This is a genomic window from Amycolatopsis sp. NPDC049691 (assembly GCF_040675005.1).
Lineage (GTDB): Bacteria > Actinomycetota > Actinomycetes > Mycobacteriales > Pseudonocardiaceae > Amycolatopsis.
Genome location: NZ_JBFANX010000023.1, coordinates 17,968 through 40,253, shown reverse-complemented (window position 1 = coordinate 40,253; position 22,286 = coordinate 17,968). Strand labels below are relative to the sequence as shown.

The window sequence follows — 22,286 nt, the reverse complement described above, 5'->3', positions numbered from 1 at the left end:
CAGGCTATATTCTCTAGCTTCAGCTATAGGTTATCCCATCGATGGCGGCACGCCAAGCCTCGGCGGCCGGGATCGCCCGTCCGGCCGAAGCTCAGGCGTCAACGGCCAGCCGGTACCCCCGCTTGACCACCGTCTGCACGACCTTCCCGCCCCCCAGCGAAGTCCGCAGCCGCCCGATGGCCGTCTCCACCGCGTGCTCCTCCCCGCCCCCCGGCAACGCCGAAATCAACTCCCGGCGCGACACCACCCGCCCCGGGGAAGCCGCCAGCGCGCGCAACAACGCCATCGGGGCCGGGGCCACCTCACGCCACTCGCCGTCCACCACCGCCGCCTGGCCGCGCAGCTCGATCGACAACCCGCCCGCCGAAAACCGGGGTGACCGGGCCAGCAACGTCTCCGACACCGTCCGGGCCAGCGCGCCGATCCGGGCCCGGTGCGGCTGGACCGTCGGTATTCCCAGCGCCGCCAGCGGGCCGGCCGTGATCGGACCGACGCAGGCCGCGACGCACGGGCCCGACAACGCCGAAACCAACCCCGGCAGCCGTCCCGTCCGGCGGGCCAGCGCCAGCAGCGACGCCACCGCCGGCGCGCTCGTGAACGGCAGCGCGTGGATCGATCCGTCCAGCACCCCGTCCAGCAACCGGTCCACCGGGCCCGGGTCCGCCGGGCCGACCCAGCGGTACACCGACACCTCGATGACCTCCGCGCCCGCCGCGCGCAGGGTGTCCACGAAGTACGGCAACGGCTCGCCGTGCAGCTGGACCGCGATCCGCTTGCCCGACACGTCCGAAGAAAGCAGGTGCTGCAACAACTCCGCGTTGCTCTCCGACGCCGGCGAGTACGCCTCCGACAGCCCCGCCGCGCGGATCGCCCCGGTCACCTTCGGTCCGCGCGCCAGCAGTGCGGCCGACGAAAGGCGCGCCAGCAGCGCGTCTCCCAGTCCCCAGCCCTCGGCCGCCTCCAGCCAGCCGCGGAAGCCGATGCCCGTCGTCGCGACCACCGCGTCCACATGCGACTCGAGCAGCTTCGACGTCGCCGTGTGCAGTTCGGTGTCGTCCGTCAGCGGCACGATCCGGATCGCCGGCCCGTAGCGGACGCTCGCCCCCTTGCGCACCAGCAGCGCGCCGAGCTCGTCCGCCCGGCGCGCCGCGGTGATGCCGACCACGAACCCGGTCAGCGGCAGGATCACGGGCTCTCCACTTCGACCACGCCCTCTCGCACACGCACCTCGTACACGGGAACCGAGACGTCGGCGTCCAGGCACTGTCCGCTGTCGAGCGCGAACCGTTCCTTGTAGACCGGCGACGCGACCACCGGGACGCCGCCCGCGTCCCCGACGATGCCCCGCGAGAGCACCGCCGCACCGCTGCACGGGTCCCAGTTGGACAATGCGTACCAGCGGTCGCCCGGCAGGTGGAAGATCGCCACCTGCACGCCGCCGTCGAGCAGGGCCGCCACCCCGGCGTACTCGGGCACCGCGCCGACGGGGCAGACTGCCGTCCAGGTCCGTTCGATCGACGTCGTCATCGGCGCACCTCCGGAACTCCCAGCATCACGGGCACTTTCTGCTCCCGCTCCTCGCGGAACGAGATCGTCGGGTCGGGCGTGCCCGGCGCGTTGACGAAGGAGGTGAACCGGGCCAGCTTCTCCGGGTCCTCCAGGACGCCCTTCCACTCGTCGGCGTAGTTGTCGACGTGCTTGGCCATCGCCGCGTCGAGGTCCTCGCAGATGCCGAGCGAGTCGTCGACGATCACCGCGCGCAGGTGGTCGAGGCCGCCCTCCATCTCCTCGATCCACGGCGCGGTCCGCTGCAGCCGGTCGGCGGTGCGCACGTAGAACATCAGGAACCGGTCGATGGTCCGGATCAACATCTCGGTGTCCACATCGGACAGCAGCAGCTCGGCGTGGCGCGGGGTCGTCCCGCCGTTGCCGCCGACGTAGAGGTTCCAGCCGTTCTCCGTCGCGATGATGCCGAAGTCCTTGCCCCGCGCTTCCGCACACTCCCGCGCGCAGCCGGAGACCGCCGACTTGAGCTTGTGCGGCGACCGCAGGCCGCGGTAGCGCAGCTCCAGCTCGATCGCCAGCCCGACGCTGTCCTGGACGCCGTAGCGGCACCACGTCGACCCGACGCACGACTTGACCGTCCGCAGCGCCTTGCCGTAGGCGTGCCCGGACTCGAAGCCCGCGTCCACCAGCCGGCGCCAGATCTGCGGCAGCTGGTCCACGGTGGCCCCGAACAGGTCGATCCGCTGCCCGCCGGTGATCTTGGTGTACAGGCCGAAGTCGCGGGCCACTTCGCCGATCACGATCAGCTTGTCCGGCGTGATCTCCCCGCCGGGGATCCGCGGCACGACGGAGTACGTCCCGTTGCGCTGCAGGTTCGCCAGGTACCGGTCGTTGGTGTCCTGCAACGTCATCTGCTCGCCGCCGAGGACGTGCCCGTTGCCGAGGGTGGCCAGGATGGACGCCACCGCCGGCTTGCAGATCGCGCAGCCGCTGCCCGTGCCGTACCGGCTGATCAGCTCGCTGAACGTGGTGATCCGGGTCGCCTGGACGATCTCGAACAGCTCCGCGCGCGACTGCGGGAAGTGCTCGCACACGGCCTTCGACTGCTCGACGCCCGCCGCGCTCAGCAGCTTGCCGAGCAGCGGGACGCACGAGCCGCACGCGGTGCCGGCGCGGGTGCACGCCTTGAGCTTGGGAACGGAGTCGCAGCCGTCCTCGTGGATCGCGCGGGTGATCGCGCCCTTGGAAACGGCGTTGCACGAGCAGATCTGGGCCGCGTCGGGCAGCGCGTCGACGCCGACCGCGGCGCCGCCGCCCGCCGGGGCGAGGATCGCCCCCGGCTCGGCCGGCAGCGGACGGCCGACCAGCGCGCGCAGCGTGTTGTACTCCGTCGCGTCGCCGACGAGCACCCCGCCGAGCAGCGTCTTGCCGTCGTCGGTGACCACGAGCTTCTTGTACGTCCCGGCGACCGCGTCGTTGACCGCGACCTCCAGCGCGCCCTCGGTCACCGCGTGCGCGTCCCCGAAGGACGCCACGTCGACGCCCATCAGCTTCAGCTTCGTGGACGTGTCCGGTTCCGGGAACTCGCCGGCGCCGCCGGTCAGCTGCGCGGCGACGATCTCCGCCATCGCGTAACCGGGTGCCACGATGCCGTAGACCTTGCCCTCCACCGCGGCACACTCGCCGATCGCGTAGATCGCCGGGTCGCTGGTGCGGCAGGAGGCGTCGGTGAGGACACCGCCGCGCGGGCCCACCTCGAGGCCCGACTGACGAGCGAGGTCGTCGCGTGGCCGGACGCCGGCGGAGAACACGACGAGGTCGACGTCGAGCTCGGTGCCGTTGCCCAGCTTGGCCAGCAGCCGCGAGCCGTCCGCCTCGATCGCGTCGGTCGACGTTCCCGTGTGGACGGTCACGTCGAGGTTCGTGATGAGCCGGCGCAGCAGCGACCCGCCGCCTTCGTCGACCTGCAGCGGCATCAGCCGGGGCGCCATCTCGACGACGTGCGGCGAGAGTCCCATGTCCCGCAACGCCTTCGCGGCCTCCAGGCCGAGCAGGCCACCGCCGATGACGACGGCCGAGCGCCGGCCGCGGCCCGGCTTGTCGATCGCGGCCGCGCGGATCGCGTCCAGGTCCTCGATGGTCCGGTAGACGAAGCAGCCGTCCAGGTCGTGCCCGGGCACCGGCGGCACGAACGGCCGCGACCCCGTGGCCAGCACCAGCGCGTCGTACGAGACGACCGCGCCGGACGCCGTGGTGACCGTGCGCGCGGCCCGGTCGACCGAGACCGCCAGCTCACCGAGGCGAAGGTCCACGAAGGAGTCGCCCGCGTAGTCCGAGCCGGGCAGGGCCAGCGAAGCCGGGTCCCAGGTGTCCACGTAGGACGTGAGCGCCACCCGGTCGTACGCCGGGCGCGGCTCCTCGGACAGGACGACGATGTGCCAGTTGCCGGAAGGGTCTTCCGCGCGCACCGCCTCCACGAGCCGGTGGGCGACCATGCCGTGTCCGGCGACGACCAGGGTGGGCATCTCAGACCTCCGCTCCCGCGAGCGCCAGACCGCGCTCACTCGTGGGCTGTTCGGCGGGCTTGCGCAGGTAGACCGCCCAGGTGACGGCGAAGCACAGCCCGTAGAAGACGAGGAATCCGATGAAGGCGGGGACACCGCTCTTGGCGTCGGCGAACGACTGCCGGAAGGCGAGGTTGATGAACAGCCCGCCCTCGGCGCCGATCGCGCCGGCCAGGCCGATCAGCGCGCCGGACAGGCGCCGCGCCTTGAGCAGCTCGGCCGCTTCTTCGGCGCCGTTCGAGATGGCCACCTTCGCCTTGGCGCGGAAGATCGCCGGGATCATCTTGTAGGTCGAGCCGTTGCCGATGCCGGTGAGCACGAACAGCACGATGAAGGCGATCGTGAACAGCGCCAGGGACTTCGACGTCGACGCGAGGATCAGCACCACCGTGGCCAGCGCCATTCCGATGAACGTGAAGAAGGTGATCTTCCCGCCGCCGATCCGGTCGGCCAGCCAGCCGCCGGTGGGCCGCGAGAGCGAGCCGAGCAGCGGGCCGAGGAACGTCACCGCGGCCGCCTGCAGCGGGGTGCGGCCGAACTGGTTCTGCAGCACCAGGCCGAAGGCGAAGCTGTAGCCGATGAACGAACCGAACGTGCCGACGTAGAGGAACGACATCACCCACGTGTGCGGGTCCTTCACGACCTCGCGCATCGCCTTGGTGTCGCCCTTCACGGTGGCGAGGTTGTCCATGTAGAAGTACGCGCACACCGCGGCGACGACGATCAGCGGGATGTAGACGTAGAGCACGATCCGCGGCGCGGTCGCGCCCGCCGTCCCGATCACCAGCAGCCCGACCAGCTGGATCGCGGCGACGCCGAGGTTGCCGCCGCCCGCGTTGAGCCCGAGGGCCCAGCCCTTGTGCTTCTCCGGGTAGAAGGTGTTGATGTTCGTCATCGACGACGCGAAGTTGCCGCCGCCGACCCCGCCGAGGGCCGCGACAAGCAGGAACGTGCCGAGTGACGTGCCGGGGTGCAGCACCACCGCGGCCAGGATCGTCGGGATCAGCAGCAGGGCGGCGGACACGACCGTCCAGTTGCGACCGCCGAACTTCGCCACGGCGAAGGTGTAGGGCAGCCGCATCAGGCCGCCGATCAGCGTCGGCGTCGAGACGAGCAGGAACTTGTCGGCGGCCGAGAAGCCGTAGTCCTTGCCCATGAACAGGACGATGACCGACCACAGTGTCCAGATGGAGAAGCCGATGTGCTCGGCGAACACGGAGAACCAGAGGTTCCGGCGCGCGACCTTCTTGCCGGTCGACTCCCAGAACTCCTCGTTCTCCGGCTCCCAGTGTTCGATCCAGTGCTTTCCTTGGTGTGCCACGGCGTTCTCCTTGCGACGGGTCGGGTTGGTCATTGCGCCGCGAGCCAGTTGGCGATGCCGCCGACGGTGTCGGTGCACCCGCCGCAGCCCGTCGTCGCTCGCGTGGCCCGCGCCAGTGCGGGAGTGTCGGTGGCCCCGGCCTTCCAGGCCTCGATCAGCCGGCCCTTGGTGACGTTGTTGCAGCGGCAGATCACCGCCGTCGCCGGCAGGTCGGCCGGGCTGGCCGCCGGGGCGCTCCCGCTGGGCAGCGCGCGGCCCAGCAGGACCGCCAGGCGGTCGTCGGGCAGCGGGGTGCCGCGGTCGTGGAACTGGGTGATCGACGCGGCCGCGTCGGGCAGGCCGAGCAGGATCGCGCCGGTGACGCGGTTTTCGCGGACGACGAGCTTGCCGTACCGGCCACCGGTGGGGTCGTTGAAGGTGAGCACCTCGGCGTCCGGGGTGCCGGCGTCGAGCTGCGTCTCGCCGAGCGCGGCGAGATCGATGCCGCGGGCCTTCAGCCGGGTGACGGCTGTGGTGCCGCGGTAGCGGGCGGCCGCGTTCGTCCCGGTCAGGACGTCGGCGAGGACTTCGGCCTGCTCCCACGCCGGCTGGATCAGCCCGGCGGGCGCTCCGGGGTGGCGGGCGCAGTCGCCGAGTGCGTGGATCCGGCCGTCGCTGGTGCGCAGGACGTCGTCCACGAGCACGGCGCCGTCGACGGCCAGCCCGGCTTCCACGGCGAGGGTCGTCTCGGGACGGACGCCGGCGGCGACCACGACGAGGTCGGCCGGGACGAGGGTGCCGTCGTCGAGCTTGAGGCCGTCGCCGGGCAGGTAGCGGGCGGCGGTGGCGCCGAACTTGAACGTAACGCCCATGTCGGTGAGCTGCCGGGCCAGCACGTGCCCGGCGGCCGGGTCGAGCTGGCGTTCCATGACGTGGCCGAGCGGGTGCACGACGGTCACCTGGTTGCCCCGCCCGGCCAGCCCGCGAGCGGCTTCGAGGCCGAGCAGGCCACCGCCGAGGACGGCGACCGGCGCGCCGAAGCGGGCGGCGTCGAGGATCTTGGCGCAGTCGTCGAGGCTGCGGAAGGCGACCACGCCCGGCCCGGCTTCGAGGCCTTCGACCGGCGGGATCCACGGGTTGGCGCCGGTCGCCAGGACCAGGGCGTCGTAGTCCACGCATGCCCCGTCGCCCAGTTCGACGCAGCGCTTCTCGCGGTCGATGCGGGTGACGTCGACGCCGAGCCGCAGGTCGATGTTGTGCCGCGCGGCCCATTCGTCGTCGTGCAGGCGGACGCTTTCGGCGCTCATCCCGCCCGCCACGACGGCGGACAGCAGAACTCGGTTGTAAGCGGCGTGCTTTTCGGCGCCGAGGACCGTCAGGCGGACGCGTTCGGCGATCGGGTCACGGCGGCGGATCTCGTCGGCCAGCCGGGCACCGGCCATGCCGTAGCCGACGATGACGACTTCACGGGGGGTCATGCGGCACCATCCACAGTAGACAGGGACACGGCACACACCTTGAACTCCGGCATCCGGCTCACCGGGTCGAGCGCCGGATTGGTGAACAGGTTGGCGCGCTGCTCACCCGGGAAGTGGAACGGCAGGAAGACGAGATCGGGCCGAAGCGACTGCGCGAACCGGACCTTGGCCACGGTCTCGCCGCGCCGGGACCGGATCCGGGCCGGATCGCCTTCTTCAAGACCGGCTCGCTTGGCGGTGTCCGGATGGACCTCGACGAACACCTCCGGGACGACGTCGTTCAGCTCCCCGATCAGCCGCGTCTGTGCGCCCGACTGGTAGTGCTGCAACACGCGACCGGTGGTGGCCTGCAACGGGAACTCGTCGTCCGGCAGCTCGGCCGGACCGGTGTGCTCGACCGGCACGAACCGCGCGCGGCCGTCCGGGTGGGCGAACGCCTCGAGGAACATCCGCGGCGTACCGGGGTGGTCGTCTTCCGGGACCGGCCAGTGCAGCGCCTCGCCGGCGCGCAGCCGGTCGTAGCTGACCCCGGAGTAGTCGGCGATCCCGCCCTTGGACGCGATCCGCAGCTCCTCGAACACCGTCTCGGCATCGGTCGGGAACCGGCCTTCGGGCTGCCCGAGCCGCTCGGCGAGCCCATTGAGGACGTCCAAGTCGGACCGGACACCGGGCGGCGCGTCGATCGCCTTGCGCCGCAACAGGACGCGGCCTTCGAGGTTGGTGAGCGTGCCGTCTTCCTCGGCCCACTGGGTGACCGGGAGGACGACGTCGGCCATCGCCGCGGTCTCCGACAGCACGAAGTCGGCGACGACCAGGAAGTCCAGTCCGGACAACCGATCCTGGACGCGCTGGGACCGCGGCGCCGAGACGACGACGTTGCTGCCGAACACCAGCAGCGCCTTCGGGCCGTCTTCCTGGCCGAGCGCTTCGAGCAGCTCACTGGCCGAGCGGCCGGGGCCGGGCAGGCTGTCCGGGTCGACGCCCCAGACACCGGCGACGTACTCGCGCGCGGCGGGGTCGTCGAGCTTGCGGTAGCCGGGCAGCTGGTCGGCTTTCTGGCCGTGCTCGCGGCCGCCCTGGCCGTTGCCCTGGCCGGTCAGGCAGCCGTAGCCGGAGCCCGCGCGGCCGGGCAGCCCCAGCGAGAGGGCGAGGTTGATCCAGCCGCCGACGGTCGCGGTGCCGGTGGCGTGCTGCTCGGTACCGCGGGCGGTCAGGATGTAGCCGTTGCGGGCGTTGGCGAGCTTCGCGGCGGCCAGGCGCATGTCGGCGGCCGAGACACCGGTGACGCGCTCGGCGCGTTCCGGCCACCAGCTCGCGGCGATCCGCCAGGCTTCCTCGAACCCGGTGGTCCGTTCGTCCACATAGGACCGATCGAGGTGGCCGCCTTCGACGACGGCGTGCAGGATGCCCAGCGCCAGCGCGAGGTCCGTGCCGGGCGCGGGGGCGAGGTGCAGGCTCGCCAGCTCGGCGGTGGGGGTGCGCCGCGGGTCGACGACGATGAGGTCGGCCCCGCGCAGGTGCTGGGTGAACGGCGGCATGGTCTCGGCCGGGTTCGCCCCGGCGAGCAGCACGACGTCGGCGTCCTTGAGGTCGGTGACGGGGAAGGGCAGCCCGCGGTCGGCCCCGAAGGCCTTGGTCCCCGCGGCGGCGGCCGAGGACATGCAGAACCGGCCGTTGTAGTCGATCTGCGAAGTGCCGAGCGCGACGCGGGCGAACTTGCCGAGCAGGTAGGCCTTCTCGTTGGTGAGACCGCCGCCGCCGAAGATCGCGACGCCGTCGGCGCCGTGCTTTTCCTGCGTTTCACGCAGCTTGCGGGCGACGAAGTCGAAGGCGAAGTCCCAGCTGACGGGCTCGAGGGCGCCGTCGACGCGGATCATCGGGGTGGTGAGGCGCTTCGGGCTCGTGAGGAGACCGCCGGAGGTCCAGCCCTTCTGGCACAGGCCACCGGCGTTGACGGGGAAGTCCCGCGGTGCGACGCGGGCACCGTCGAGGGTCATGCCGCACTGCAGCGCGCAGTACGGGCAGTGGGTGTCGACCTGCGGCACGGGCACCTCCTCGGCGGTTCGGGGATGCCCTGACGCTAAGGAGGCCGTGTTACTCGAAATCGACGGAATGTTTCAGGCAGTTGACATTGCTGCGGGAATCACGCGCCCTCGACGGTGAGGTGCGTGACCTGGGTTACAGAACTGCGGAAACCTCGCGCGCCGCAGCTCGCAGGCCGTCCAGCGATGCCTGCGTCGACCTCGGGTTCAGCGCGTTGGACGCCAACCGGAACAGCACGGCCCGCAGCAGCAGCTGAGGCCACTCCGGCAGGTGCGCCCACCGCTCGAGCAGCTCCCGCGAAGCCCCGCCCCACGCCAGCGCGTCCACCGCCACGATGGCCGCGCCGTACTCGCCCGGCCGGTAGTACGGGACGAAGTCCACCACTCCCGGGGCCGCGTCGCCGTCGAACAGCAAGCCGGCCAGCAGCTCGCCGTGGGCCACCTGCAGCGGCAGGCGGATCGGGCGGCGGGCGCCCGCCAGGACCTCGAACCAGCGGCCGCCCTTCGTCTCCTCCAACGGGACCTCGAGTTCCTCCCACGCCACCCGGTCGGCGATCGCGTCGAGGTCACGACGGCCCGCGAGGAACTCCGGCCGGGGCAGGCCGATCGTCGCGCGGTGCAGCTTCACCGCCGCCAGCACCGACTCGTCGCCCCGGTGCTCGGGCGTTCCGGACACGAACCGGGACGCCGTCCAGCCGCCGACGATCCAGCGGCCGTCGGTGGACCGGACCGGCTTCGCCACCCGCAGGCCCGGTTCGGCGATGTAGTCGAGGGCGCGGGCCGTCCACAGCGTCCTGGCCTTGTCCGTGACCGGCTTGAACACGAGGTCGCCGCTGCGCCACGCCGTCGAGTCCGGCAGCGGCTCGCCGGCGGCCGGATCGTCGGCGGGGCCGCCGAAGGCCGAGCAGACGTGCGCCGGAGGGCGTTCGAGGGTTGACCGCACAACAGGTGACGGTACCCGGCCGGGTGTTCCACGAACGAGAAGACGCGCTGGTCACGGAGTGTTTTACGACTCGGACGAAACGCCGTGAAGGCCGCCTCCGAAGCCGGAGGCGGCCTTCACGGGGAACCACTGTCAGTAGGTCGGCAGGCTCGGGTCGATCTGCTTGGCCCAGGCCAGCACGCCACCGCCGAGGTGCGTCGCGTCCTTGAAGCCGGCCGCGTGCAGGGCCGCCAGGGCCTCCGCCGACCGCGCGCCCGACTTGCAGTGCAGGACGATCGGCTTGTCCTGCGGCAGCTCCGCCAGCGCCTCGCCCGAAAGGATCCGGTCCTTCGGGATCAGCGTCGCGCCCTTGATGTTGACGATCTCGTACTCGTGCGGCTCGCGGACGTCGATCAGGGCGAAGTTCTCGCCGCTGTCGAACTTGGCCTTGAGCTCGGCCGGCGTGATGGTGCTGCCCGACGCGGCCTGCGCGGCCTCGTCGGAAACCACGCCGCAGAACGCCTCGTAGTCGATCAGCTCGGTGATCTTCGGGGTCTCCGGGTCCTTGCGGATCTTGACCTCGCGGTACTTCATCTCCAGCGCGTCGTAGCTGATCAGGCGGCCGAGCAGCGGCTCGCCGATGCCGGTGATGAGCTTGATCGCCTCGGTCACCATGATCGAGCCGATGGACGCGCACAGCACGCCCAGCACGCCACCCTCGGCGCAGGAGGGGACCATGCCCGGGGGCGGCGGCTCCGGGTAGAGGTCGCGGTAGTTGAGGCCCTTGCCGTTCGGCGCGTCCTCCCAGAAGACGCTGACCTGGCCCTCGAACCGGAAGATCGAGCCCCAGACGTAGGGCTTGCCGAGGATCACCGCGGCGTCGTTGACCAGGTAGCGCGTGGCGAAGTTGTCGGTGCCGTCGACGATCAGGTCGTACTGCTCGAAGATCTCCAGCGCGTTCGACGAGTCCAGCCGGTCGGTGTGCAGGTGCACCTTCACGAACGGGTTGACGTCGGCGATCGACTCCTGCGCCGAAGCGGCCTTGAGCTTGCCGACGTCGGACTGGCCGTGGATGACCTGGCGCTGCAGGTTCGACTCGTCCACGACGTCGAAGTCGACGATGCCGAGCGTGCCGACCCCGGCGGCGGCCAGGTACAGCAGCGCCGGGCTGCCGAGGCCGCCGGCGCCGATCACCAGGACCTTCGCGTTCTTCAGCCGCTTCTGCCCGGTCACCCCGACGTCCGGGATGATCAGGTGCCGGCTGTACCGGGCCACCTCTTCCTTGGTGAGCTCGGCAGCCGGCTCGACGAGCGGCGGCAGTGCTGACATGGGTCCTCCATCTCGCGCGCGTATCGCGTCCATCCCACTATGCACAACGCCCGGGGGCAAATATGCCTTCCCGCGTCCGGATGGTGGGACAACCCCTTCTTGAGGGGGTCCGGGTGGCGGAGCCCCCGGCCCGGGGCGAAGCCCCGGATGGCACCGCTACTGGGGCGTGGGGTTCGGCCAGGAGTTGGTCTTGCAGATGCGGCCGTCCTTGGCCACCTTGCCCTTGTCGCCGCCGGGGATGTCGTTGAGCATCGACACGTAGTCGTCGTTGACGCCGAAGGACTGCTGCATCATCACCGGCGCGGGCTGGTCGTTGCCGCCGCAGCCGACGTGCTGGTTGCCCAGGGCGTGCCCGACCTCGTGGTTGATGGCGTACTGCCGGTACCCGGTCATGTCGGCGCCGTACGCCTTGGCGCCGCGCACCCAGCGGGCCAGGTTGATCAGCACGCGGCCGAGGCTCTTGCGGTAGCAGGACGCCTCGAACTTGATCTGGAAGCCGCACGCGTCGGCGCGGTGCGTGGTCTCCGGCGTGGTGAGGCTCACCCTGAACGACGGGTTCGGGAAGTTGGCGTCCACCCGCTGGAACGCGATCTTGCCGTCCCAGGTCCAGCCCTGGGTCGGGTTCGACAGCGTGCCCTCGACGGCCGCGGCGAAGGCGTCGTCACCGGCGTAGCTCGCCGGGTCGATGCCGTCCTCGACCTCGATGGTGTAGGTGTACAGCTTCCCGGTGCCGACCTTCGGGCCGCTGCCCGGCACGACGTGCCACTTGCCCGCGCCCGCCTGCGTGAACGGGATGCCGTTGGGCAGGTCCGCGGTCGGCACCTTGAGGTCGACCGGGGTGGCCGGGTTCTCCGGGATGGCCTGCTCGCCGTTGCCGTCGATGGCGCCGCCCGCCGCGTCACCGCCCGCCGACTCGACGCCGGGCCCCGCGGCCCCCTGCTCGGCGATCGGCTCGGCCGGGCTGTTCGCGGTGTTGACCACGACGAGCACGGTCAGCACGACGAGGATCGGCAGGGCGTAGACGCGCCAGCCGTAGGTCTTGGTGAGCTTCGCGATCCCCGTCTTCTGCGGCGGCGCGGCCTTCTCGCGCGAGGCCTCGACGCGCGGCTTCCACGACGCGCTCAGCGGCTCGGCGCTGGTCCGCCGCCCGCCGGGGCGGTAGCGGTCCTCGCCGACGCGCTGGGCGGTCTGCTTGGCCGGGCGGTACTGGCCGGTCCGCGGGGCGTCCGCCGGCTCGGGGCTGCCGGTCGTGCGGCGGGCCGACGCGCGGTGGGGAGCCCGCCGATCGTCGCCTCGCGCGTCCTGCTTCACCCGATCCACCGCACCAGGGTGCCACAGCGCCACCGGACCGTTATCGGCGACTGGCGGACCGCCCGGGGATTTGTTGTCACCCGATCGGACTACCAGGTACCGGCTTCGACGTGCTCCCACATGCCGAGGACGGCCTTCGCTACGACGATCGGGCGTTCCATCTGGGCCACGTGTCCGGTGCGCGGCAGGACGAGCAGCCGGGCCTTCGGGATCACCCGGGCCGTCCGCATGGCGCGTCTCACGGAAATGACGCGGTCCTCGCGCCCCCAGACCACCAGTGTCGGGGCCTGGACGCGCGGCGCCGCCGACCACAGCGACGCCTTCCCGAGCGTCGACCAGGCGCGGAAGATCGCGAACGTGCTGCGCGCCATCGCCGGCGCGGCCCAGGCGAACCCGGCGCGGGCGCCGTGCTCGTCGGCCAGCTCGTCCAGCCGCTCGGCCGGGAACCGCGACGGGTCGGCGAAGCACAGCTTGATCACCTGCGCGGCGCGTTCGCGCGGGCCGAGCGCGGCCAGCTGGGCCCGCACCCGGGCGCCGACCAGCGGCAGGTACGCCAGTGCCATCCGCGGGTCCGACAGCCGCCGCGGGTCGAGGCGGCGGTCCGGCATCGCGGGCGAGATGAGCGTCAGCGTCTTGACCAGTTCCGGGCGCCGCTCGGCGATGAGCAGCGCGATGGCGCCGCCCATCGAGTTGCCGAGCAGGTGGACCGGCGCGCCGACGGCCTCGATGTGCCGCGCGACGACCTCGGCGTGCGCCTGGAGGCTGAAGTCGAACCCCTTCTCGGGCTCGGAGTAGCCGAAGCCCGGCAGGTCGGGCGCGGTGCCGCCGGCGACCGGCGCCAGCAGCGCGGCCAGGTCGGTCCAGTTCGTCGACGAGCCGCCGAGGCCGTGCACGTAGACCGCGGGCACGCCGTCCGGGCCCGGGGTGCGGCGGACGTGGAGGCGGGCGGTCCCGACCTCCTCGAAGGCCGCAGGCCACGGCGGTTTCAACGGCTCGAGGGACGGCAATTCCCTGGTCGACAGGGGCACGTGCGTCAGCGGCGCCCGCGTGGTCGCGGCGGTGTTCACGGATTCAGGATGCCCGACCCGTGGCAAGGCATACATACCGACGAGTAATCTTCAGGTCGACTTCACGCGGTGGCGACCCCGCCCGTCGAAGAAGCGATGACGGGAGGACGAGCATGACGGAGATGACGCGGCTGCAGCAACGTGGGGTGCGCCTGCCCCGGACGGAACGGCGGGCCCAGCTCCTCGCCGCGGCGCAGCGGGTCTTCGCCGAGAACGGCTACCACGCCGCCGCGATGGACGAGATCGCCGAAGTGGCCGGCGTCAGCAAGCCGGTGCTCTACCAGCACTTCCCCGGCAAGCTCGACCTGTACATCGCGCTGCTGGAGAGCCACGTCGACGAGCTGGTGAAGCGCGTGCAGAACGCGCTGGACTCGACGACGGAGAACAAGCAGCGCGTCCCGGCCACGGTCGGCGCGTTCTTCGACTTCGTCAGCGAGGACGCGGGCGCGTTCCGGATGGTGTTCGAGTCCGACCTGCGCGGCGAGCCGGCGGTCCAGGAAGCGGTCGACCGCGCGACGTCGGCGAGCGTGGACGCGATCACCGAGACGATCACGGCGGACGCGGGCCTCGACGAGGACAAGGCACGGCTGCTGGCGGTGGGCCTGGTCGGGATGAGCCAGGTCAGCGCCCGGTTCTGGTTGCAGCACCACCAGTCGATGAGCCGCGAGGAAGCAGTCGCCTTGACGGCCAACCTGGCGTGGCGGGGCATCGGCGGCGGCTTCCCCCTCAAGGACGCCTGACCCCAGCGCCCCAATGTGGCCTTCGGTGCGTCTGACGCAACCAAGGCCACATTGGGGCGCTTGTCAGCGGGCCGCCGTGCGGACCAGCGCGCTGATGCGGCGGGCCACCTCGAACGGGCGCTCCTGCGGGAGCATGTGCCCCGCGCCCGGGAACCGGACGAACTCCGCGTGCGGCAGCTCGTCCGCGATCACCTTCGCGTGCGCCAGCGGGCACAGCCGGTCCTTCTCCCCCGCCAGCACCACCGACGGCACGTCGCACAGCGCGCCCAGCCCGCCCACTCCGCGGTGGGACGCGATCGCGTCCAGGAACATCCCCGCGCTCGCCGGGTGCGCCGCCAGCAGCTGCTCGACGACGCTGTCCACCTGCTCACGTCCGGGGCGCACGCCGAAGACCAGCCGTCGCGCGCCCGAGCGGACCATCCCCGGCCGCAGCCGCAGCGTGTCCGACCGCAGCCGGGCCAGCAGGCGGGCCAGCCGCGGCTCGAAGCGCGTCACGCCCCGGCCGACCAGCCCCGGGAACCCGAGCGTCAGCTTGTCCATGTCGCCCGACGACGTCGCCACGAACGCCGCACCCGCCAACCGGTCCCGGACCAGCGCCGGATGCCGCTCGGCGAGCACCATCAGCGTCATGCCGCCCATCGAGTGCCCGGCCAGCACCACCGGCCCGGCCGGCACCCGCGAAGCGATCAGCTCGGCGAGGTCGTCGGCCAGGCGGGCGATCGTGGCGCCGCCGGGGCGGGCGTGCGCCGAGCCGCCGTGGCCGCGCAGGTCGTAGCGCAGCACCCGCACGCCGGGGTCGAGGTGCGGGAGGACGAAGTCCCACGTCCGGTGGTCCTGCGTCCAGCCGTGCACCAGGACCAGCGTCACCGCCGAGTCGGCGGGCCCGGACTGCGAGACGTGCAGCGCGGCGCCGTCGCTGGTGACGAACCGGTGCTCGATCGAGGGGTCGCGCAGCCGCGACGCGGTGGTCACCGGCCCGCCGGCAGCAGGAACGACTTGCGCCAGAAGTACTTCCCGGGCAGCCCGACCAGGCCGGACTCCGCCAGGAACGGCATGATCTTCTCGCCGGCCCACGCGATCGTCCCCTGCCAGTGCGGGTTGTTCAGCGCCGCCTCGACGCCGTCACGCGGCCGGATGCCGACCGCCTGGTAGACGTTCGGGTTGATGAACGCCCGCGTCACGAAGTACGAGATCAGCGCGATGATGAACTGCTGGTAGGCGATTTCGGCCTTCGACAGCTTCGCCATGCCGCGCGTGACCTCTTCGCGGGCGAAGGTGACGTGCCGCGCCTCTTCCAGCACGTGGATCCGGTTGACCATCCGGACCAGCGGCTGGACGCCCTCGTCGTTCATCTGCTCGCGCTGCAGGCGGTCCAGGACCTCCTCGGCGACCAGGATCGCGCCGTAGCGGGCGGGGCCGTAGGAGATCGTCGGCATCAGCTTCGCCAGGCGCCGCAGCCACGGCACCGGGCCGTAGGCGGGGCAGCCGATCCGCGACGCCAGCCGCGCGAACATCGTCGAGTGCCGGCACTCGTCGGCGATCTCGGTGAGCGCGAACTGGGCGTGCGCGGACGTCGGGTCCTCTTCGTAGACCTCCTTGAGCAGCATCTGCATCAGGAGGATCTCGAACCACAGCCCGGTCGTCGCGACGCTCGCGACCTCGTGCTTGCCCAGCTCGATGCGCTGGTCGGGGGTCAGTTTCTCCCAGAGTTCGGTGCCGTAGAGCGAGGAGCGCTCCTCCAGGATGAAGCGCTTGCCCTCGACCAGCGGCGCGGTCCAGTCGATGTCGACGTCGGGGTCGTAGAACTTGTTCGCCGACGACTTCAGCAGGCGGTCCGCGGTCTTCTCGCGATCCGGTTCCTTCAGCGTCCGCGTCATTGCCGACACCCCTTCCGCAATGTGTAACTTGAGGTAACAGTTACCTGTGCGTAGCATGAGCCTCGTGATCGAACGTGTCAAGCGCTCCGGAAAGCAGCCCAGGTCTTCGTCGCGCGACGAGGAGGCGACCGGCGACGCCCGCCGCGACCGCTGGCGCAAGCACCGGATCGCGCGGCGCAAGGAGTTCGTCGAGGCCGCGCTGCGGGCGCTCGACACGCACGGCCCCGACCTCGGCATGGAGGACGTCGCCGCGGAGGCCGGCGTCACGAAACCGGTGCTGTACCGGCACTTCGACGACAAGGCCGACCTCTACGTCGCCCTCGGCCAGCGCGGCACGGAGATCCTGTTCGAGCGGCTGATCCCGGCCATCAACGCGGAGCTGGCGCCGGTCCCCCGGATCCGGATGGCGCTGGACGCGTTCTTCACGGTCATCGAGGAGCACCCGAACCTGTACCGGCTGCTGGCGCACGGGCGGCCGGAGAAGCCGGTGTCGTCGGACGTCGTGGCCGAGGACAAGGAACTGATCGCGACGGCGCTGACCGCGCTGCTCGGCGACTACATGCGGATGTTCAACATGGACTCCGGCGCGGCCGAGCCGTGGGCGCACGGCATCGTCGGCATGGTCCAGAACACCGGCGAGTGGTGGCTGGACCGCCGTTCGATGGGCCGCGACGCGGTCGTCGAGTACCTGACGCAGATCATCTGGGCGGCGATCGACGGGCTGACCCGCCAGAACGGCGTGGTCATCGACCCGAACCTGCCCCTGGAAGCCAACAAGGTGGTCCAGCTGGGCCGCTCGGAGCCGGATTCGGCGAAGGAGACGTCATGAGCGAGCACGACGAAGACGGCTACAGCGGCCCGGCGACCCTGGTGGTCGACGGCGTCTCGCTGGCGGTGACGGTCGAGCTGCGCGGCTACTTCCAGCCGATCGACGGGTACTACCGCTGGTACGGCCGGGTGGCGGTGAACGAGGAGCTGACCAGGCTGGCGGGCGGCAAGAAGAAGCCGGTGACGATCGCGACGGGCACCCACACGGCGTCCGGCGAACTCTCCGACCCGGACCCGTGGGGCCGCTACCGCGTCATGGGCACGAGCACACCGCCGTTCCACGTCCCCACGACGCTGGAAGAACTCAACGCCTGAAGCCCGTGAAGGCCACCCCGGGAACGTCCCGGGGTGGCCTTCACGGCTGTTCGGGCTGGGTCAGTCGCCGACGCCGAAGCCGACCTTGCGGACGTCGGACGGGGCGATCTCGACGTACGCGATGCGGTCGGACGGGACGATGTACTTGCGCCCCTTCTCGTCGTTGATGCGGAAGAGCCCGTCACCGGCCGTCAGGGCCTCGGCGACCAGCTTCTCCACCTCTTCGGGAGACTGGCCACTGGACACCACCAGCTCGCGCGGTGTGTCCTTGATGCCGATCTTGACCTCCACGTGGGACCTCCGCTGGAAATTCGTAAGGGATGTGCCGGCCAAGGCTAACCGAACCGGCTCGTTCCGGTGGCGCATGTCCGCGCCCGACCGCGTCGTCACTTCCGGGTACTCCATCGGGATCAGCCCAGGCCGAGCGCCTGCATGCGCTTCGTGTGCCCCTGTTGCAACCGCCGGAACAGCGCGGCAATTCCGGAGAGGTCACCCGAACCGCCGATGATCAGCTCGGCCAGCCCGTCGCGCTCGGCGACGACGTACTGGGCCTGCGTGAGCGCCTCGCCGAGCAGGCGGCGCCCCCACAGGGCGAGCTTGTCACGGGTCTTGGGGTCGGCTTCGATGCCGGCGGCGACTTCGCGTTCGGCGAACGCGGAGTGGCCGGTGTCCGCGAGCACGGTGAGCACCAGGTCCTTGGTCTCCGGGTCGAGCCAGCTGGCGATCTCGCGGTAGAGGTCGGCGGCCAGCCCGTCGCCGACGTAGGCCTTGACCAGCGACTCGAGCCACGACTTCGGCGGCGTCGACGCGTGCCAGGCGTCGACCTTGGCCACGAACGGCGTCATCGCGTCTTCGATCTTGACGCCGTGGGCGGCCAGGTGGTCGGCCAGCAGGCCGTAGTGACCGATCTCCGCGGCCGCCATCCGCGCCAGCGCCGCCCGCCCGGCCAGGGTCGGGGCGCTGCGCGCGTCTTCGGCCATCCGGTCGAACGCGGAAAGTTCGAGGTAGGCGATCACACCCAGAAGGTCGACTACGCCTTCTGAGATCTCTTTCGGCTCGGTCACCCGGGCAGGGTATCGCCGAAGGGCCCGGGCGTGCCGCGACGAGACCGATCACACTGGTTCCGGCGCGCCGGGTACTGTCGAAAAACTGCTGACCAGGTACACTGCGAGAGATATCAAAGCTTCCGTACGCCATACCGGCGTCGGGAACAGGCAGGTCACGCGGCTTGCCGACGTACTGCAATGTGCGTGCACGCCTCTTCCGGCATTCCCGGGACGGACCGGTTCCGCGCTCCAGATCAGCGCCAGGGACCAGCGTTTACTCCCGGTCGAGTGTCGAGCGGACCCACGGCTGTGCGCGCTGGTCACGAGAGAGGCGATCACCCTGACCGCAGAAATTCCCACAACCGAACAGACCCCCGCCGTCGCGCTGGAACACAGCGAGACCGGCCCGGCCGCGCTCGACACGTCGCACCCGCTGCAGGCGGGCGTCGAGGTCGAGCCCGAGGCCCCGACCTTCGCGTCCTTCGGCGTCAAGCCGGAGATCGTCAAGGCGCTGGGCGAGGCCGGCATCGAGCGGACCTTCGCGATCCAGGCGCTCACGCTGCCGCTCGCGATGGCCGGCGACGACCTCATCGGCCAGGCCCGCACCGGCATGGGCAAGACGCTGGGCTTCGGCGTCCCGCTGCTGCACCGCGTCCAGGTCCCCGGCGACGGCACCCCGCAGGTGCTGGTCGTGGTGCCGACCCGCGAGCTGTGCATCCAGGTCGCCAACGACCTCAAGGGCGCCGGCAAGCACCTCGGCATCCGCACTCTGGCCATCTACGGCGGCCGCCCGTACGAGCCGCAGATCGAGGCCCTGCGCAAGGGCATCGACGTAGTGATCGGCACCCCTGGCCGGCTCCTCGACCTGGCCGAGCAGCAGCACCTCGTGCTGGGCAAGGTCCGCGGCCTGGTGCTGGACGAGGCCGACGAGATGCTCGACCTGGGCTTCCTGCCCGACATCGAGCGCATCCTGCGGATGGTGCCGGACGAGCGGCAGACCATGCTGTTCTCGGCGACCATGCCGGGCCCGATCATCACGCTGGCCCGCACGTTCCTGCGCCAGCCGACGCACATCCGCGCCGAAGAGAACGACGCGAGCGCGATCCACGAGCGCACCGCCCAGTTCGTCTACCGGGCGCACTCGATGGACAAGCCCGAGGTCATCGCCCGCGTCCTGCAGGCGAAGGACCGCGGCCTGACGATGATCTTCAGCCGCACCAAGCGCACCGCGCAGAAGGTGGCCGACGACCTGGTCGAGCGCGGCTTCGCGGCCGCCGCCGTGCACGGCGACCTGGGCCAGGGCGCCCGCGAGCAGGCGCTGCGCGCGTTCCGCTCCGGCAAGGTCGACGTGCTGGTCGCGACCGACGTCGCGGCCCGCGGCATCGACATCGACGACGTCACGCACGTGATCAACTATCAGTGCCCGGACGACGAGAAGACCTACGTCCACCGCATCGGCCGCACCGGCCGCGCGGGCCGGACCGGCGTCGCCGTCACCCTGGTCGACTGGGACGAAGAGCCGCGCTGGAAGCTGATTTCGGACACCCTGGGCCTCGACAAGCCGGAGCCGGTGGAGACGTACTCGTCGTCCCCGCACCTGTACGCCGACCTGGGCATTCCCGAGGGCACGACCGGTCGGCTGCCGCTGGGCAAGCGCACCCGCGCCGGCCTGGGCGCCGAGGTGGAAGAGGACCTGGGCGGCAAGCGCCGCGGCCCGCGTGGCCGGGGCAAGACCGCCGACGACGCCGCGGAAGAGGCGCCGCGCAAGCGCGCCCGGAGCCCGCGCAAGCGGACCCGCGGTGGTTCGCGGGCCGCCGAGGCGATCGAGGCCGCGGACAACGCCGCCGCTTCGGAGTCCGGCGAGGCACCCGCGTCGTCGGAGGGCCGCACGCGGACGCGTCGCCGCACGCGCGGCACGGCGCCGGAGACGACCGGCCCCGTGGCCGAGAAGGAAGCCGGCGAGAACGCGGAGCGGCCGGCTCGGCGGCGCCGCCGTCGCCGTCCCGCCGCGACGTCTGATACACCTGCGTCGGCAGACTGAGGCCTACGCACGGGGGTCGGGTAAGTGAGCGAAGACGAGAAGGCGCCCGAAAGCGCGCCTGAAGAGGTCGCGCCCGCGGAAGAACCGGCCCCCGAGTACGGCTCCGAGGACGTCCTGGAGGACGTTCCTCCCACTCCGCCCGCCCCGCGCGTCAAGGCCCGGCGTTCGCCGTGGAACCGCGGGCGGGACCGGGTGGCCGCCGCGCTGATCGCGGTCACCGTGGTCGCCGTCGCGCTGGTCATCGGCGTGACGAGCGACAGCGCGGCCACGGACCGGACGGAGGCGGCGGCGCCCCCGCCGTTGCCGGCGGCACCGGACAAGGTGCCGGGCTCGCTGACCGAGATCTGGAGCGCCCGCAGCGGCGCGACGCCGGTCCCGGTGGTGGCGGGCGACACGGTGGCGACCGCCGACGGCGGCGAGGTCGACGCCCGCGACCCGCTGACCGGGCAGGTCCGCTGGCACTACACGCGTGACCTGCCGCTGTGCACGGTCAACGAGACGTGGGGCCGGCTGAACGCCGTCTATTCGAAGACTTCGTGCAGCGAGGTCACGCAGCTGGACCCGGGCACGGGCCGGATCACGGCGCAGCGCAACGGCAACGCGGAGCTGGGCACGCGGCTGGTCAGCGACGGCTCCCACGTGACGACGACGGGCAAGAAGCTCCTCACGACCTGGCGCGACGACCTGGTGCAGAGCGCCGAGTACGGCCAGGTCCCGGCGCTGGTCAACGCGGGCAAGCAGCCGCGCACGGGCTGCACGTACGGCACGGTCGCGGCGGCGTCGGGCAAGGTGGGCGTGATCGAGCGCTGCCCGGGCGACCCGGCCGACCGGTTGACGGTCTACAAGGCGGCGCCGGAGAAGGACGACGAGCCGCAGGTGGCGTTCAGCTCGGTGCTGGCGGGCAAGCGCGCACGGGTGATCGCGATGTCGGGCGACCTGGCGGCGGTGGTGCTGCCGGACCAGAAGCTGCTGGTGATCTACAACGGCGACGGTTCCCAGCGCGCGGCGTACCCGCTGGACGTGCCGGCTTCGGACCTGGCGCAGGACCCGCCGGCGGGGGTGGAAGCGACGACCCAGACAACGCAGAACGTGTACTGGTTCAGCGGCTCGAAGGTGGTGGCGTTGTCGCGTGACGACCTGTCGCCGCGCTGGACGTTGAGCAGCGCGTCGGGGCCGGGGATCGTGTTCGCCGGGCAGCTGGTGGTCCCGATCAAGGGCGGCTTGGCGGTGCTGAACGAGAACGACGGGTCGACGATCCGCACGGTGGGGGTGGACCGCCGCGGTTACGCGGGAGTGGTCCGTCTCGGCGCGGCGGGCCCGGTACTGCTGGAGGAACGCGGCGGCACCCTGACGGCGCTCAAGTAAGCGCTCAGGTAAGCCAGAAGAGGGTCAGGGCCGAGACGGCGAAGAGGACAACGGCCACCCCGGCCCCGGCGGCGGTCACACCGTTTCGGCGGTCGGCAACGCGCTGGGCGACCAGCGCGAGCACAGCGGCGATTGGGTGGCCGATCAGGAGCGCGGGGCCAGGTCCGGGAGCACCGGTGTAGAGGTCGATTCCGCCGACGACGAGGACCCCGAGGGCGAGCACGGTGAGCCCGGCGGCGAGTGAGCCGGTGAATCCCCGCCACCAGCGGCCACGCGGCTTTTCCGGCTCGGCGGGCTGTTCGGCGGGCTCGGCGAGCTCGATCCGTTCGGGGTCGACGCGTTCGTGGGGAACGGTCTGCGCTTCGACGGCGAGTGATTCGGTGGCGAGCGGCTCGGTCTCCTGCACTCCGGCGGCGGGCTGGGCGGCGAGCGGCTCGGTCGGCTGAGCCCCGTCAACCGCCGGCTCGCCCTGCCCCTCAGCCACCCCGGTCCCGGCGGCGAGCGGCTCAGTCCGCTGCTCGGGCGTCCCGGTCTGCAACTCGTCGGTGTCCGGTG

Annotated in this window: 20 protein-coding genes; 5 read left to right on the top strand and 15 right to left on the bottom strand. The window is 71.6% G+C overall.

Features of this window, described 5'->3' with window-relative positions:
• Positions 1-91: 91 nt before the first annotated feature.
• The 10 genes from AB0J40_RS38165 to AB0J40_RS38120 form a co-directional block, all read right to left on the bottom strand.
• On the bottom strand, positions 92-1,189 hold the full coding sequence (locus tag AB0J40_RS38165) for a uroporphyrinogen-III synthase (RefSeq protein ID WP_364463556.1): 1,098 nt from the start codon (positions 1,187-1,189) through the stop codon (positions 92-94).
• Positions 1,186-1,527: a nitrite reductase small subunit NirD gene (gene nirD, locus AB0J40_RS38160; protein WP_364463553.1), complete on the bottom strand. Its 342-nt coding sequence runs from the start codon at positions 1,525-1,527 to the stop codon at positions 1,186-1,188. The genes AB0J40_RS38165 and nirD overlap by 4 nt, the downstream gene beginning before the upstream one ends.
• Positions 1,524-4,031, bottom strand: coding sequence for a nitrite reductase large subunit NirB (gene nirB / locus AB0J40_RS38155; RefSeq protein ID WP_364463550.1), 2,508 nt, complete (start codon positions 4,029-4,031; stop codon positions 1,524-1,526). Before nirB ends, nirD begins: the two co-directional genes overlap by 4 nt.
• A gap of 1 nt (position 4,032) precedes the next feature.
• On the bottom strand, positions 4,033-5,424 hold the full coding sequence (locus tag AB0J40_RS38150) for a nitrate/nitrite transporter (protein ID WP_364463548.1): 1,392 nt from the start codon (positions 5,422-5,424) through the stop codon (positions 4,033-4,035).
• Positions 5,421-6,848 (bottom strand): FAD-dependent oxidoreductase, encoded by a 1,428-nt coding sequence (locus AB0J40_RS38145; RefSeq protein ID WP_364463545.1) that lies wholly within the window; start codon positions 6,846-6,848, stop codon positions 5,421-5,423. The genes AB0J40_RS38150 and AB0J40_RS38145 overlap by 4 nt, the downstream gene beginning before the upstream one ends.
• The gene (locus AB0J40_RS38140; protein WP_364463542.1) at positions 6,845-8,893 is read right to left on the bottom strand and encodes a molybdopterin oxidoreductase family protein; all 2,049 of its coding nucleotides are present in this window, start codon (positions 8,891-8,893) and stop codon (positions 6,845-6,847) included. The genes AB0J40_RS38145 and AB0J40_RS38140 overlap by 4 nt, the downstream gene beginning before the upstream one ends.
• Before the next feature lie 133 nt (positions 8,894-9,026).
• Positions 9,027-9,833, bottom strand: coding sequence for a TIGR02569 family protein (locus AB0J40_RS38135; RefSeq protein WP_364463539.1), 807 nt, complete (start codon positions 9,831-9,833; stop codon positions 9,027-9,029).
• Positions 9,834-9,965: 132 nt separating this feature from the next.
• Positions 9,966-11,141 (bottom strand): adenylyltransferase/sulfurtransferase MoeZ, encoded by a 1,176-nt coding sequence (gene moeZ / locus AB0J40_RS38130; protein WP_364463537.1) that lies wholly within the window; start codon positions 11,139-11,141, stop codon positions 9,966-9,968.
• Positions 11,142-11,297: 156 nt separating this feature from the next.
• Complete coding sequence (locus AB0J40_RS38125; protein WP_364463535.1) at positions 11,298-12,461, bottom strand: DUF3152 domain-containing protein; 1,164 nt, start codon at positions 12,459-12,461, stop codon at positions 11,298-11,300.
• A gap of 80 nt (positions 12,462-12,541) precedes the next feature.
• Complete coding sequence (locus AB0J40_RS38120; protein ID WP_364463532.1) at positions 12,542-13,555, bottom strand: alpha/beta fold hydrolase; 1,014 nt, start codon at positions 13,553-13,555, stop codon at positions 12,542-12,544.
• A gap of 77 nt (positions 13,556-13,632) precedes the next feature.
• Here AB0J40_RS38120 and AB0J40_RS38115 point away from each other — a divergent pair, with 77 nt between their 5' ends.
• On the top strand, positions 13,633-14,259 hold the full coding sequence (locus AB0J40_RS38115; protein ID WP_160701635.1) for a TetR/AcrR family transcriptional regulator: 627 nt from the start codon (positions 13,633-13,635) through the stop codon (positions 14,257-14,259).
• A 63-nt stretch (positions 14,260-14,322) separates the two neighbouring features.
• On the opposite strand, the gene AB0J40_RS38110 is transcribed toward AB0J40_RS38115, so the two are convergent.
• Positions 14,323-15,231 (bottom strand): alpha/beta hydrolase, encoded by a 909-nt coding sequence (locus tag AB0J40_RS38110; protein WP_364463530.1) that lies wholly within the window; start codon positions 15,229-15,231, stop codon positions 14,323-14,325.
• Positions 15,228-16,136 carry a diiron oxygenase gene (locus AB0J40_RS38105; RefSeq protein ID WP_364463528.1) on the bottom strand — a complete coding sequence of 303 codons (909 nt, stop codon included), beginning with the start codon at positions 16,134-16,136 and terminating at the stop codon, positions 15,228-15,230. Before AB0J40_RS38105 ends, AB0J40_RS38110 begins: the two co-directional genes overlap by 4 nt.
• 55 nt (positions 16,137-16,191) lie before the next feature.
• On the opposite strand from AB0J40_RS38105, the gene AB0J40_RS38100 reads away from it, so the two are divergent.
• Positions 16,192-16,965, top strand: coding sequence for a TetR/AcrR family transcriptional regulator (locus AB0J40_RS38100; RefSeq protein ID WP_364463526.1), 774 nt, complete (start codon positions 16,192-16,194; stop codon positions 16,963-16,965).
• Positions 16,962-17,279, top strand: a complete 318-nt coding sequence (locus tag AB0J40_RS38095; RefSeq protein WP_364463524.1) for a DUF4873 domain-containing protein — start codon at positions 16,962-16,964, stop codon at positions 17,277-17,279. Before AB0J40_RS38100 ends, AB0J40_RS38095 begins: the two co-directional genes overlap by 4 nt.
• Positions 17,280-17,339: 60 nt before the next feature.
• On the opposite strand, the gene AB0J40_RS38090 is transcribed toward AB0J40_RS38095, so the two are convergent.
• Together AB0J40_RS38090 and AB0J40_RS38085 are read right to left on the bottom strand one after the other, a co-directional pair.
• Entirely contained in the window at positions 17,340-17,570 is a 231-nt protein-coding gene (locus AB0J40_RS38090; RefSeq protein ID WP_013223016.1) for a DUF3107 domain-containing protein, read from the bottom strand.
• 119 nt (positions 17,571-17,689) lie between these two features.
• Positions 17,690-18,343, bottom strand: a complete 654-nt coding sequence (locus AB0J40_RS38085; protein ID WP_364463521.1) for a ferritin-like fold-containing protein — start codon at positions 18,341-18,343, stop codon at positions 17,690-17,692.
• A 553-nt stretch (positions 18,344-18,896) separates the two neighbouring features.
• Between AB0J40_RS38085 and AB0J40_RS38080 the strand changes: the two genes are divergently transcribed.
• Positions 18,897-20,366 (top strand): DEAD/DEAH box helicase, encoded by a 1,470-nt coding sequence (locus tag AB0J40_RS38080; RefSeq protein ID WP_364463518.1) that lies wholly within the window; start codon positions 18,897-18,899, stop codon positions 20,364-20,366.
• A gap of 24 nt (positions 20,367-20,390) precedes the next feature.
• A complete protein-coding gene (locus AB0J40_RS38075) occupies positions 20,391-21,731 on the top strand; it encodes a hypothetical protein (protein WP_364463515.1) in 1,341 nt (446 codons plus the stop codon).
• 4 nt (positions 21,732-21,735) lie between these two features.
• Here the strand turns inward: AB0J40_RS38075 and AB0J40_RS38070 are convergent, their stop codons facing one another.
• Positions 21,736-22,269 carry a hypothetical protein gene (locus AB0J40_RS38070; RefSeq protein WP_364463512.1) on the bottom strand — a complete coding sequence of 178 codons (534 nt, stop codon included), beginning with the start codon at positions 22,267-22,269 and terminating at the stop codon, positions 21,736-21,738.
• Positions 22,270-22,286 lie beyond the last annotated feature (17 nt).